General features: G+C 71.6%; 7 protein-coding genes. 5 read left to right on the top strand and 2 right to left on the bottom strand.

The window, feature by feature from the left end:
* The first annotated feature begins 269 nt into the window (after window positions 1–269).
* A complete protein-coding gene (locus tag J2N69_RS25910) occupies window positions 270–2312 on the top strand; it encodes a M4 family metallopeptidase (protein ID WP_408056798.1) in 2043 nt (680 codons plus the stop codon).
* Between the two features lie 310 nt (window positions 2313–2622).
* Window positions 2623–4263: a M4 family metallopeptidase gene (locus tag J2N69_RS25905; RefSeq protein ID WP_230902869.1), complete on the top strand. Its 1641-nt coding sequence runs from the start codon at window positions 2623–2625 to the stop codon at window positions 4261–4263.
* A 78-nt stretch (window positions 4264–4341) separates the two neighbouring features.
* On the opposite strand, the gene glgP is transcribed toward J2N69_RS25905, so the two are convergent.
* Complete coding sequence (glgP, locus tag J2N69_RS25900; RefSeq protein ID WP_230902868.1) at window positions 4342–6909, bottom strand: alpha-glucan family phosphorylase; 2568 nt, start codon at window positions 6907–6909, stop codon at window positions 4342–4344.
* A 162-nt stretch (window positions 6910–7071) separates the two neighbouring features.
* The gene (locus J2N69_RS25895) at window positions 7072–8421 is read right to left on the bottom strand and encodes a carboxylesterase/lipase family protein (RefSeq protein ID WP_230902867.1); all 1350 of its coding nucleotides are present in this window, start codon (window positions 8419–8421) and stop codon (window positions 7072–7074) included.
* A gap of 730 nt (window positions 8422–9151) precedes the next feature.
* Here J2N69_RS25895 and J2N69_RS25890 point away from each other — a divergent pair.
* From J2N69_RS25890 to J2N69_RS25880, 3 genes are all read left to right on the top strand, one after another.
* The gene (locus J2N69_RS25890) at window positions 9152–11173 is read left to right on the top strand and encodes an alpha-1,4-glucan--maltose-1-phosphate maltosyltransferase (RefSeq protein ID WP_230902866.1); all 2022 of its coding nucleotides are present in this window, start codon (window positions 9152–9154) and stop codon (window positions 11171–11173) included.
* Entirely contained in the window at window positions 11170–12888 is a 1719-nt protein-coding gene (gene treS / locus J2N69_RS25885; RefSeq protein ID WP_230902865.1) for a maltose alpha-D-glucosyltransferase, read from the top strand. The genes J2N69_RS25890 and treS overlap by 4 nt, the downstream gene beginning before the upstream one ends.
* A gap of 117 nt (window positions 12889–13005) precedes the next feature.
* A complete protein-coding gene (locus J2N69_RS25880) occupies window positions 13006–14442 on the top strand; it encodes a maltokinase N-terminal cap-like domain-containing protein (RefSeq protein ID WP_230902864.1) in 1437 nt (478 codons plus the stop codon).
* The last annotated feature ends 27 nt before the right edge of the window (window positions 14443–14469 follow it).

Raw genomic sequence — 14469 nt, 5'->3', positions numbered from 1 at the left:
GCTTCTCACCGGGCTCCGGATAGTGGACGTAACTCACCGGCCAACGGACGATTTCCGGCCAACTCTTGATGCGCTCCTGACAGACCCACGGCTCCGGTGCCACTCTTCCCCTCGACCGCCGCACGGCTTTCAACAACGCGACGGTTTCTCTTCACGCAATACCCGTTGTGCACCGCCCAGTTCTGCGTACCGCCCCCGCACTGCCCGGACGGCGATCCAGCCGCCCGGTAGCTCTGGCCGCGCATGCCGCGGCCGCGCAGAAGGAGTCCGTGTTGAGAAACGCCTCCCACAGACGTGCCGCCGCAGCAGGCGCCCTCTCCGCCGTCGCCGCTCTGCTGGCCGTCGCCGTCCAGGCGGGCCCCGCATCGGCCGACGACCCCGCGGCGAAGTCCACCGCCGCCGCCCAGAAGCTCGGCAAGGTCGACCCCGGCGCGCTCGCCGTCAAGCTCTCCCCCGCCCAGCGCGCGGAGCTGCTCCGCAAGGCCAACGCCACCAAGGCGGAGACCGCCAAGGACCTCGGCCTCGGCGCCAAGGAGAAGCTCGTCGTCCGCGACGTCACCAAGGACCGTGACGGCACGGTCCACACCCGCTACGAGCGCACCTACGACGGCCTGCCCGTCCTCGGCGGCGACCTCGTCGTCGACACCGCCAAGTCCGGCAGGACCGAGGGCGTCACCAAGGCCGCGAAGGCGCGGCTCACGGGCATCGACATGAGCGCCGAGGTCAAGGCCTCGGCCGCGGAGAAGCAGGCGTTGAGCGCCGCGAAGGCCGAGGGCTCGAAGAAGACGGAGGCGGACCGGGCGCCGCGCAAGGTCGTGTGGATGGCCAAGGGCGAGCCGGTCCTCGCGTACGAGACGGTGGTCGGCGGTCTCCAGCACGACGGCACGCCGAACGAGCTGCACGTCGTCACGGACGCCGCCACCGGCAAGAAGCTCTTCCAGTGGCAGGGCATCGAGAACGGCACGGGCAACACGCAGTACAGCGGCCAAGTGAACCTGGGCACGGCCCAGTCGGGGTCGAACTACACGCTCACCGACACCGCCCGCGGCGGCCACAAGACGTACAACCTGAACCGCGGCACCTCCGGCACCGGCACCCTCTTCTCGGGCGCCGACGACGTGTGGGGCAACGGCCTGCCCGCCAACCTGGAGACCGCGGGCGCCGACGCCCACTACGGCGCCGCGCTGACCTGGGACTACTACAAGAACGTGCACGGCCGCAGCGGTATCCGCGGGGACGGCGTCGGCGCGTACTCCCGGGTCCACTACGGCAACAACTACGTCAACGCCTTCTGGTCGGACTCCTGCTTCTGCATGACGTACGGCGACGGCGCCGGCAACGCCAAGCCGCTCACCTCCATCGACGTGGCCGCCCACGAGATGACGCACGGGGTGACGTCCGCGACCGGCAACATGACCTACAGCGGCGAGTCCGGCGGCCTGAACGAGGCCACCTCGGACATCTTCGCGGCGGCCGTCGAGTTCAACGCCAACAACGCCCAGGACAAGGGCGACTACTACGTCGGCGAGAAGATCGACATCAACGGCGACGGCACCCCGCTGCGCTACATGGACAAGCCGAGCAAGGACGGCTCGTCCAAGGACTCGTGGTACTCGGGCATCGGCAACGTCGACGTGCACTACTCGTCGGGTGTCGCCAACCACTTCTACTACCTGCTGAGCGAGGGCAGCGGCAAGAAGGAGATCAACGGCGTCCAGTACGACTCGCCGACCTCCGACGGCCAGCCGGTGACCGGCATCGGCCGGGACAAGGCGTCGCTGATCTGGTTCAAGGCGCTCACCACGAAGTTCACCTCGACCACCAACTACGCGGCGGCGCGCACCGGGACGCTCGCGGTCGCCGGTGAGCTGTACGGCACGACGAGCGCCGAGTACAAGGCCGTGGCGCACGCCTGGGCCGCGGTGAACGTCGGCAGCCGGCCGGGCGGCGAGGAGCCGGGCGGCACCTCCTTCGAGAACACCACCGACGTCGCCATCCCGGACAACGGCGCCGCGGTGACCTCCTCGGTGAACGTCACGGGCCGCACCGGCAACGCGCCGAGCGCGCTGAAGGTCGACGTCGACATCGTGCACACCTGGCGCGGTGACCTCCAGGTCGACCTGGTGGCCCCCGACGGCACGGCGTACCGCCTGAAGAGCACCAGCTCCTCGGACTCGGCGGACAACGTCAAGGAGACCTACACGGTCGACGCCTCCTCCGAGGTGGCCAACGGTGCCTGGAAGCTGAAGGTCCAGGACAAGGCCGCGCAGGACACCGGTTACATCAACAGCTGGAAGGTCACTTTCCCGTAGACCTGACCGCTGTACGGACGGCGCCGCCCCGGGTGACAACTCCCCGGGGCGGCGCGCCCGTTCCCGGCCGCCGCCGTCCACATGCCGGGCCCCGCCTGTCCAGGCCCTGTTCGCATTGCGTATGTTGACCAACGCTCAACGGACCACTTCTGGCCAATATCCGGCCAAAGTCATGACATGTACCTGGCCCGAATGACACTGTTCCACCGCAACACGCCGCACGTTCAGCACCACGCTGCACTCCCGCGCCGCGTTGTTCCTGCCCTGGGCGGCCTCCTCGCCACCCAGGTCCCCCACAGAAGGAGCCCGCGTGACCTCTCACATATCCCGCCCGTCCCGCAGACGTTCGACGCTCGCGATCGCCACCGCGGTCACCGCCGGGGCGCTGCTCACCGCCGGACTGACCACCGGCGCCTCCGCCCAGCCGGAGAAGGACGCCGCGCCCTCCGACGCGCCCGTCACCCTCTCCGCGTCGGCCCGCGCCGAGCTGCTCCAGGACGCGAACGCCGACAAGGCGGCGACCGCCGACCGGATCGGTCTCGACGCCAAGGAGAAGCTCGTCGTCCGTGACGTCGTCAAGGACAGCGACGGCACCACCCACACCCGCTACGAGCGCACCTACGACGGCCTGCCCGTCCTCGGCGGCGACCTCGTCGTGCACGCCGCGAAGAGCGGCAAGGTCGAGGGCGTCACCAAGGCGACCGAGGCCTCGGTGAAGGTGCCCTCCACCGACGCGAAGCTGACCAGGTCCTCCGTCGCGAAGTCCGCCGAGTCGAGCGCCGCCAAGGCGAAGACCGCGCAGGCCGACGCGCAGGCGCCGCGCAAGGTGATCTGGGCCGCCTCGGGCAAGCCCGTCCTCGCGTACGAGACGGTCGTCACCGGCGTGCAGAAGGACGGCACGCCGAGCCGCCTGCACGTCATCACGGACGCCGCGACCGGCAAGAAGCTGTACCAGTTCCAGGAGATCGAGACCGGCACCGGCAACAGCCAGTACAGCGGCAAGGTCACGATCGGCTCGAAGAAGGGCACGAGCGGCTACGAGCTGACCGACAAGGCCCGCGGCGGCCACCGCACCTACGACCTGAAGCACGCGGAGAGCGGCGCGGGCAAGCTCTTCAAGGACGCCAACGACGTCTGGGGCAACGGCAAGCCCTCCAGCGCGCAGACCGCCGCCGTCGACGCCGCCTACGGCGCCCAGCTCACCTGGGACTACTACAAGTCGGTCCACGGCCGCAAGGGCATCAACGGCGACGGCAAGGGCGCGACCTCGCGGGTCCACTTCGGCAACGGCTACGTCAACGCCTTCTGGGACAGCGGCTGCTTCTGCATGACGTACGGCGACGGCGAGGGCAACAAGAAGCCCCTGACCTCGATCGACGTCGCGGCGCACGAGATGACGCACGGCGTCACCTCGGCGACCGGCAACATGGAGTACAGCGGTGAGGCCGGCGGTCTCAACGAGGCCACCTCGGACATCTTCGCCGCCGCCGTCGAGTTCAGGGCCAAGAACCCCAAGGACGTCGGCGACTACCTCATCGGCGAGAAGATCGACATCAACGGCGACGGCACCCCGCTGCGCTACATGGACAAGCCGAGCAAGGACGGCGCCTCCCTGGACAAGTGGAAGGCCGGCGCCGGAAGGGTCGACGTCCACTACTCCTCGGGCATCGCCAACCACTTCTTCTACCTGCTGTCCGAGGGCAGCGGCAAGAAGCGGATCAACGGCGTCCAGTACAACTCGCCGACCGCCGACGGCTCCAAGGTCCTCGGCATCGGGCGCGCCAAGGCCGAGAAGATCTGGTTCCGGGCCCTGACGCGGTACTTCACGTCGACCACCGACTACAAGGCGGCCCGCAAGGCCACCCTGCGCGCCGCGAAGGACCTGTACGGCGCGACGTCCACCGAGTACAAGCGCGTGGCGGCGGCCTGGGCCGGCGTCAACGTCAAGTAGCACCCTCGGGCGACACTGTGTCGCAGGGGCGGCGTCCTGACGGGACGCCGCCCCTTTCGCGTCACCTCATGTTCCGCGTCACCTCATGAGCAGCCCGGCCGCCTCCCCCGTCGCCTCCGAGGGCACCGCCACCAGCCCCAGCTCCGCCCCGTCGGCCAGCAGCCGGTGCGCCGGCAGAATCCGCACCGTGTAGCCGAACGACCCCGTCCGGTCCAGGGCGAGCGGTCCCTCGTACACGCGCCGCCCCTCCTGGTCGGGCCCGCCGACGGGCTTCAGCGGCACCGGCGTGGCCCCGGTGATGTGGTCCTCGGGGTCCACCCGGCCGGTGACGGCCTGCACCTCCACGTCGTCCGGGGTCAGCTCCCCCAGGTGGACCCGGACCCGCAGGGCGAGCGTGGCGCCCAGTTCGGCGGTGGTGCCGGTCGCCGACGCCTCCACGTGGTCGACGGCCACCCGCGGCCAGGCCGCGCGCACCCGGGCCTTCCACGCCGCCAGTTCCCCGGCGGCCGTGCCGTCCAGCGCGCGGTGGGCGCGGGCGGCGGGGGCGTACAGCTCCTCGACGTACTCGCGCACCATGCGGTCCGCGAGGACCTTCGGGCCGAGCCGGGTCAGCGTCCTGCGGACCATCTCGATCCACCGGTCGGGCAGGCCGTCGGGGCCCCGGTCGTAGAAGCGGGGCGCGACGCGGCGCTCCAGGAGGTCGTAGAGCGCGGCGGCCTCCAGGTCGTCCCTGCGGTCGTCGTCGGTGGCGGCGCCGTCCGCCGTGGGGATCGCCCAGCCGAAGTCGGGCTCGAACCACTCGTCCCACCAGCCGTCCAGGACGGAGAGGTTGAGGCCGCCGTTGAGGGCCGCCTTCATGCCGCTGGTGCCGCACGCCTCCAGGGGCCGCAGCGGATTGTTCAGCCACACGTCGCAGCCGGGGTAGAGCTTCTGCGCCATCGCCATGCCGTAGTCCGGCAGGAAGACGATGCGATGGCGCACCCGGGGGTCGTCGGTGAAGCGCACCAGCTCCTGGATGAGCCGCTTGCCGCCGTCGTCGGCCGGGTGCGCCTTGCCCGCGACGACGATCTGCACCGGCCGCTCCGGGTGGAGCAGCAGCTCCATCAGCCGGTCCCGGTCGCGCAGCATGAGCGTGAGCCTTTTGTACGAGGGGACGCGGCGCGCGAAGCCGACAGTGAGGACGTCCGGGTCGAGGACGTCGTCGATCCAGCCCAGCTCGGCGGTGGCGGCGCCGCGCTGGCGCCAGGAGGCGTACAGGCGCCGCCTGACCTCGTCGACGAGCTGCCCGCGCAGCGTGCGGCGCAGCCCCCACAGGTCGCCGGCGTCGATGTCGGGGAGGTCGCGGGCGCCGAGCGCCTGGACCTCGGGGGTGACCCAGGTCGGGGCGTGCACGCCGTTGGTGACCGAGGTGATCGGGACCTCCTCGGGGTCGAAGCCCGGCCACAGGCCCGCGAACATCTCGCGGCTGACCGCGCCGTGCAGCGTGGAGACGCCGTTGGCGCGGCTGCCCAGGCGCAGGCCCATCACGGCCATGTTGAAGAGGTTGGGCTCGCCGCCGGGGTACGTCTCCATGCCGAGCCGCAGGATGTCGCCGACGTCGAGCCGGGGCAGTTCGGCGCCGGGCCCGAAGTGGCGGGCGACCAGCTCCCGGTCGAAGCGGTCGATGCCCGCCGGGACGGGGGTGTGGGTGGTGAAGACGGTCCCGGCGCGGACGGCCTCCAGGGCGGTGTCGAAGTCGGCGTCGGCGCCGGTCAGTTCGTGGATGCGCTCCAGGCCGAGGAAGCCCGCGTGGCCCTCGTTGGTGTGGAAGACCTCCGGCTCGGGGTGGCCGGTCAGCCGGCAGTACGTCCGTACGGCGCGCACTCCGCCGATGCCGAGGAGCATCTCCTGGAGCAGCCGGTGTTCGCTGCCGCCGCCGTAGAGCCGGTCGGTGACGTCGCGCTCGCCGCGGTCGTTCTCCTCCACGTCGGAGTCGAGCAGCAGCAGCGGTACGCGGCCGACCTGCGCCTGCCAGACGTGGGCGCGCAGCGCGCGACCGCCGGGCAGGGCGAGCGCGACGAGGGCGGGGGTGCCGTCGGCCTCGCGGAGCAGGGTGAGCGGCAGTTCGTTCGGGTCCAGGACGGGATAGTGCTCCTGCTGCCAGGCGTCGCGGGAGAGGGACTGGCGGAAGTAGCCGTGCCGGTAGAGCAGCCCGACCCCGATGAGCGGCGCCCCGAGGTCGCTGGCCGCCTTCAGGTGGTCTCCGGCGAGGATGCCGAGGCCTCCGGAGTACTGGGGCAGGGCGGCGGTGATGCCGAACTCCGGCGAGAAGTACGCGACGGCGCGCGGCAGGTGCGCGTACCCCTGTGCCTGCTGCTGGTACCAGCGCTCTCCGGTGACGTACTCCCGCAGCTCGTCGGCGGCCTCGCCGAGGCGGCGCAGGAAGGCCTCGTCACGGGAGAGTTCGGCGAGGCGTGCGGCCGGTACGCCGCCGAGCAGCCGCACCGGGTCGCAGCCGGACGCCTCCCACAGGCCCGGGTCGACGGACCGGAAGAGGTCGCGGGTGCGCGGGTGCCAGGACCAGCGCAGGTTGCGGGCCAGCTCGGCGAGGTCGCCGAGGGGGTCGGGAAGGACGGGACGGACGGTGAAACGACGGATTGCCTTCACGGTCTCCACCTTCGCGGAAAATCGCCGGGATTTACGGGGGATGCGGCACATATCGACCTACGGGACACGAAGGTAGCGGCGGGCCGCCTCGTACCACCACGGCGCACGGGGCGCACGACCCGGCGGTCCGGTGACCCCCGTCGGCCGTCCGGGCGGCCGGGATCAGCCGAACCAGCGTGCGCGCTCGGCCCGGAAGGGGTCCGCCACCAGGGCGGGTTGCTCCTCCCAGAGCCGGGTGGCGCGGCGGCCTCGGGTGTAGCGCGGCCATGCCCCGCCCGGGTCGAGGCCGCGCACGAAGGCGGTGAGGGCACCGTGCACCGCGTCGGCCAGGTGCCGCGGCGGGGCTTCGCCCGCGGCCGCCGTGACGCCCTCGGCGCCGAGCACGTCGAACGCGAAGGGCAGGTCCAGGCAGTGAAAGGCCTGGCCCCGCCTGTCGCCCGGCGCGGGTGAGGGCCAGCCGAACTCGTACAGCCAGGTGGGGCGGGAGCGGGCGGCGCGAGCCTCCGCCACCGCGAGGTTCGGCCTGCGGAAGACGAGGTCGGTCAGCTCCTGGCCGCCGAAGGCGTGGAACTCGTGGCGTGTGAAGCCGAGCAGCAACGGCACGTCGGCGCCCAGGTCGCCCTCGGTCAGTTCGGCGAGCACCGGGCGCGGGATCAGCTCGCCGTCGGCGCGGGGCTGGAAGAGCCGTCCCGGCAGGTGCGCGCGGTCGGGGCCCGGTGCGTCCACGGCCTCCTGGAGCGCGTGGAGCCGGTCGTGGCTCAGGTCGCGCAGCGCCGCGGCGGTGGCGGGCACGCCGGTGCGCCGCGTGAACAGCTCGGCCACGGCGGGCCCCGTCCACCGGTCCTGCGGCTCCATCAGCGGGGCGGACATGCTGATCGCCGCGCGGAACAGGCCGCGCGCGGCGGGGGTCACCAGCAGCGTCTGGACGGCGCCCCCGCCCGCCGACTGCCCGGCGACGGTGACCTTCGCGGGGTCACCGCCGAACGCGGCGATGTTGTCGCGCACCCACTCCAGGGCGGCGATCCAGTCCCGTACGCCGCGGTTGTCCGGGGCGTCGCCCAGGGGAAGGAAGCCCTCGATGCCGAGCCGGTAGCCGAGCGAGACGAGGACGACGCCGTCACGGTTGAACGCCGCCCCGTCGTACCAAGGACTGGCGGCGGACCCGGCGGTGAACCCGCCGCCGTGTATCCACACCAGGACGGGCAGGGCCGCGCCGGGGCCGGGGTCGGGGGTGAAGACGTTCAGGTTGAGGACGGCGTCGCCCGGGACGGACGGCTCGGGGATCGTGGCGCCCTCACCGAGCCCGCGCCGCTGCGCCGTCGGCCCGTACGCGGTGGCGTCCAGCGGGTCGGTCCACGGCGCGGGGGCGACGGGCGGCGCGAAGCGGAGGGCGCCGACGGGGGGTGCGGCGTAGGGGATGCCGAGGAACCGGAACGAGCGGACGCCATCGATGCGACGGCACTCGCCCCGGACGGGGCCGTGGACGGTGGGGACGGTCGGGTGTGCGGCCATGAAGGCAGCTGACACGGGGTGTGCCCATGGGGGCAAGACCGGCGGCGGGGGGACGTCGCGGGCGGCGCGGGCAGACGCCTGTGCCGCCACGGCGCCCCGCGGGACACGGCGGTGGTGGCCCTGGCGGGCAAGCGGTGCCGGCCGTGGGCCTGTACGAGATGTGGGCCCGCTCCACCACCGGCGGCCCGGACTCGTACCGCAGGCAGTAAGTCCCCCGCCCGACGGGGGGAGGGAGTTCGACGACAGTCGGCCGCTCTGCGCCCCGCCGTAGGCGGGTGGCGTCCTCTTCGCCTCCCACCGGCGACGGCCGGATCGTCTCGGGGTACGCGCCCCGACCGCTCCGGGAGTCACAGCCGTCGGCCACATCTCACTCCCCGCGAGGAAGAAACACGCCAGTCCCGCGTGGCCGCGCCACGCGCTGCCGCACGGCAGGCCGGGCCCGCCCGCCGCGCCGTGCCCGGCCCCGGCCGCGTACCTGGCGGCCAGAATGCGCGGGGCATATGCGTCTGTCCCGTACTGAACAGTGCATTTTCGGACCCGGCCCGCCCCGCACGTCGGGGCCGGTCTTGCACGGGCCGTTACGCACTAGTAGTTAACAAAGCGCCGGATTGCCCACCCGGAGGGTGTGGGAAGGCTCCTGCGGTACACACTCCGGCACACCGCGGCCGGCACGCGCCGCGGAACCTCTCCACACCCCCGTATCCGTGCACGCGGACAGGAGCGGTCAGACATGCCTCTTGGTTCAACCCCCCAGCCCACCATCCCCGTTCTGGACGTTCGGCCCGCCGTCCACTGCGGCCGAAAACCGGCGAAGGCCGTGCCCGGCGAAACGTTCCAGGTGTCCGCCACCGTCTTCCGCGAAGGACATGAGGCGGTCGCCGCCAACGTGGTGCTGCGCGACCCCGCGGGCCGCCCCGGCCCCTGGACCCCGATGCGCGAACTGGCCCCCGGCACCGACCGGTGGGGCGCGGACGTCACCCCGGACGCCGAGGGCCGCTGGACGTTCGCCGTCGAGGCGTGGGGCGATCCGGTCTCGACCTGGCGGCACCACGCGCGGATCAAGATACCGGCGGGCATCGACACCGACCTCGTCCTGGAGGAGGGCGCCCGCCTCCACGAACGCGCCGCCGCCGGGATGCCCGGCGAGGCGCGGACCGCCGTGCTCGGCGCGGCGACTGCGCTGCGCGACGCGGCCCGCGGACCCGCCGCCCGCCTGGCGGCCGCCCTCACCCCGGAGGTGGTGGCGGCGCTCGACCGCCATCCGTTGCGTGAACTGGTCACGTCTTCCCCGGAGTTCCCGCTCGTCGTGGAGCGGAGGCGGGCGCTGTTCGGGTCATGGTACGAGTTCTTCCCGCGCTCGGAGGGCGCGGTGGTCCGCGAGGGCGAGCCCCCGGTTTCGGGGACGTTCCGCACGGCGGCCGAGCGCCTGCCGGCCATCGCGGACATGGGCTTCGACGTGGTGTACCTGCCGCCGATCCACCCGATCGGCAGCACCTTCCGCAAGGGCCCGGACAACTCCCTCTCCCCCGGTCCGTACGACGTGGGGGTGCCGTGGGCGATCGGTTCGCCGGAGGGCGGGCACGACGCCGTGCATCCGGACCTCGGGACGCTGGACGACTTCGACGCGTTCGTACGGCGCGCGCGGGATCTGGACCTCGAGGTGGCGCTGGACTTCGCGTTGCAGTGCTCGCCGGATCATCCGTGGGTGGACAAGCGCCCGGAGTGGTTCCGGCAGCGGGCGGACGGTTCCATCGCGTACGCGGAGAACCCGCCGAAGAAGTACCAGGACATCTATCCGATCGCCTTCGACAAGGACCTGCCGGGGCTGGTCGCGGAGACGGAACGGCTGCTGCGGTTCTGGATGGGGCACGGCGTGCGGATCTTCCGGGTCGACAACCCGCACACCAAGCCGGTGGTGTTCTGGGAGGAGGTGATCGCCCGGATCAACGGCACCGACCCGGACGTCGTCTTCCTCGCCGAGGCTTTCACCCGGCCCGCGATGCTGCACACCCTGGCCGCCATCGGCTTCCAGCAGTCGTACACCTACTTCACCTGGCGCAACACCAAGGAGGAACTCACCGAGTACCTCACCGAGTTGTCGCGGGAGACCGCGCACTTCCTGCGTCCGAACTTCTTCGTGAACACCCCGGACATCCTGCACGCGTACCTCCAGGAGGGCGGGCGCCCGGCGTTCGAGGTGCGCGCGGTGCTCGCCGCGACGCTCTCACCGACCTGGGGTGTCTACAGCGGCTTCGAGCTGTGCGAGAACACCCCGGTGCGGCCCGGCAGCGAGGAGTACCTGCACTCGGAGAAGTACGAACTGCGACCACGGGACTGGGCGGCGGCCGAGCGCGACGGCACCACCATCGCCCCGCTCATCACGCGGCTGAACCAGGTCCGGCGGGACAACCCCGCGCTGCAACAGCTGCGGAACCTGCACTTCCACCCCACGGACAAGGAAGCGGTGATCGCCTACTCGAAGTCCGCCGCGGACGCGCACGGTTCGAACATGGTTCTGGTGGTGGCCAACCTCGACCCCCACCACACCCAGGAAGCCACGGTGTCGTTGAACATGCCGCTACTCGGCCTCGACTGGCACGAGAGCGTGCCGGTGCGCGACGAGCTCACCGGCGAGACCTACCACTGGGGCAGGGCCAACTATGTGCGCCTGGAGCCGGGCCGCGCGCCCGCCCACGTCTTCCGCGTCCTGCGACCGTCCTCACCGCTGATCGGAGGGTCACCCACATCATGATCGTCAACGAGCCCGTCCAGGACACGTTCGAGGACACGCCCGCCAAGGACCGGCACCCCGACTGGTTCAAACGCGCCGTGTTCTACGAAGTACTCGTGCGTTCCTTCCAGGACAGCAACGGCGACGGCATCGGCGACCTCAAAGGCATCACCGCCAAACTCGACTACCTGCAATGGCTCGGCGTCGACTGCCTGTGGCTGCCCCCCTTCTTCAAGTCCCCGCTGCGCGACGGCGGTTACGACGTCTCCGACTACACCGCCGTCCTGCCCGAGTTCGGGGACCTCGCCGACTTCGTGGAGTTCGTCGACTCCGCCCACCAGCGCGGCATGCGCGTGATCATCGACTTCGTCATGAACCACACCAGCGACCAGCACCCGTGGTTCCAGGCCTCGCGCACCGACCCGGAAGGCCCCTACGGCGACTACTACGTCTGGGCCGACGACGACAAGCAGTACGGCGACGCCCGCATCATCTTCGTCGACACCGAAGCGTCCAACTGGACCTTCGACCCGGTGCGCAAGCAGTACTTCTGGCACCGCTTCTTCTCCCACCAGCCCGACCTCAACTACGAGAACCCCGCCGTCCAGGAAGAGATCATCTCGGCGCTGCGGTTCTGGCTGGACCTGGGGATCGACGGTTTTCGTCTGGACGCGGTGCCGTACCTCTACCAGGAGGAGGGCACCAACTGCGAGAACCTGCGGGCCACCCACCAGTTCCTCAAGCGGGTCCGCTCGGAGATCGACGCCCACTACCCGGACACCGTTCTCCTCGCCGAGGCGAACCAGTGGCCGGAGGACGTCGTCGACTATTTCGGGGACTTCTCCAAGGGCGGCGACGAGTGCCACATGGCGTTCCACTTCCCCGTGATGCCCCGCATCTTCATGGCCGTACGCCGTGAGTCGCGCTACCCCGTCTCCGAAATCCTCGCGAAAACCCCGGCGATTCCCTCGGGCTGCCAGTGGGGCATCTTCCTGCGCAACCACGACGAGCTGACCCTGGAGATGGTCACCGACGAAGAGCGCGACTACATGTACGCGGAGTACGCCAAGGACCCGCGCATGCGCGCCAACATCGGCATCCGCCGCCGTCTGGCGCCCCTGCTGGACAACGACCGCAACCAGATCGAACTCTTCACCGCCCTGCTGCTGTCCCTGCCCGGCTCGCCGATCCTCTACTACGGCGACGAGATCGGCATGGGCGACAACATCTGGCTCGGCGACCGCGACGCGGTGCGCACCCCCATGCAGTGGACCCCGGACCGCAACGCCGGTTTCTCCTCCTGCGACCCCGGCCGCCTCTACCTCCCCACGATCATGGACCCGGTCTACGGCTACCAGGTCACCAACGTCGAGGCCTCCATGTCCTCGCCCTCCTCCCTCCTGCACTGGACCCGCAGGATGATCGAGATCCGCAAACAGAACCCCGCCTTCGGCCTCGGCACCTACACCGAACTCCCCTCCACCAACCCCGCCGTCCTCGCCTTCCTCCGCGAGGCGCCCGCGGAGGAGGAGGGCGACGACGACCTCGTGCTGTGCGTGCACAACTTCTCGCGTTTCGCGCAGCCCACCGAACTGGATCTACAAGCCTTCAACGGACGCCACCCGGTCGAGCTGATCGGCGGGGTGCGCTTCCCGGCCATCGGTGAACTGCCCTACCTCCTCACCCTCGCGGGCCACGGCTTCTACTGGTTCCGGCTGCGCAGGGAACCGTCGTAGGCTCCGCGGCGCGACGCCTTCGCGGGGCGGTTTCCGCCGCCCCGCCCTGGGCACTCCTACGCACGACCGGCACTCCCGCACTCTGCCTTGTCCGCCCCGCGGAAAGGACGCGACGCCATGTCGGAAGCCGTCACCCGCCCCACCGCGCACACCACGGCGCTGCTCACCTCCCTGGACCCGCTGCTGCGTGAGTGGCTGCCGAGACAGCGGTGGTTCGCCGGGAAGGGCCGCCCCATCGGCTCCTTCGAACCGGTGGCCGTGACCGAACTCCTGCCCCGCAGCGCCCCGTCGGGGCTGCTGCACCTCCTGCTGCGGGTCCGCCAGCCGCTGGTGCCCACGCAAGGCACCGCCCAGGACGGCACATCGGCCGAACGCACGGGCGACTGCTACCAGTTGTTGCTCGGCGTACGCCGCACCCTGCCGCCCCAGCTGGCGCCCGCCCTCATCGGCCACGTCACCGAGGGCCCGCTCGCCGGGCAGACGGTGTACGAGGCGCTGCACGACCCGCGGCTCGCCGCGCTGCTCCTGGAGCGGCTGCGGATACCGGGCCGACACGGCGTGCTCCGCTTCGAACGCGACCCGGGCGTCGACATCCCCTCCGGTCTCACCGCTCGCCCGCTCGCCGCCGAGCAGTCCAACTCCTCGCTCGTCTACGGAGATACGTTCATCCTCAAGCTGTTCCGCCGCGTCGTGCCCGGCGTCAACCCTGACCTGGAGCTGCCGCTGCACCTGGCCCGGCAGGGCTGCGGGCGGGTGCCCGCGCCCGCCGCGTGGTTCCTCGCGGACCTGGCGGACGAACCGGCGGACGAGGCCTGTGGCCTCGGGGTGCTCCAGCCCTATCTGGCCGCCGCCGAGGACGGCTGGGAACTCGCCCTGCGCATGCTCGCCAAGGGCGAGGCCTTCACCGGCGAGGCGCGGGCACTGGGCCGCGCCACGGCCGAGGTGCACGCCTCGCTCGCCGCCGCGCTGCCGACCGTCACGCTCGGCCGGGCCCAGGTCGAGGTGATGGCCGACGCCATGGCGCGCCGCCTCACCGCGGCCGCGCAGGCCGTCCCGGCACTGCGGCCATACGCCCCCGGGCTGCTCACCGCCTACGAGGCGCTGGCCGACCTGGGCGGCGAGGGCCAGTCGTGGACCGCCCAGCGCGTCCACGGCGACCTGCACCTGGGGCAGTGCCTGCGCTCCCCCGACGGCCACTGGTCGCTCATCGACTTCGAGGGCGAGCCGGCGCGCCCCCTCGCCGAGCGGCGCATGCCGCAGCCACCGGCCCGTGACGTGGCGGGCATGCTGCGCTCCTTCGACTACGCGGCAGCCACCCGCGAGCCCTGGACGCAGGAGTGGGCGACGGACTGCCGGGCCGCCTTCTGCGTGGGGTACGCCGACGTCTCGGGCCGCGACCCGCGCACGGACCCCGTGCTGCTGCGCGCCCACGAGACGGACAAGGCGGTCTACGAAGTCCTCTACGAGGCCCGGCACCGCCCCGACTGGCTCCCCGTCCCCCTGGCCGCCGTCCGCCGCCTGGCCGACAACGGCTCCGCCGACGCCGCCCACTGACGACCTCTTCCGAAAGGAGGCCTCCCC

Origin of the sequence: Streptomyces huasconensis, from assembly GCF_021028635.1 — a bacterium.
GTDB classification, from domain to species: domain Bacteria; phylum Actinomycetota; class Actinomycetes; order Streptomycetales; family Streptomycetaceae; genus Streptomyces; species Streptomyces huasconensis.
The sequence above is the reverse complement of the archived record's forward strand: the minus strand, read 5'-3'. Positions and strand labels throughout refer to the sequence as shown.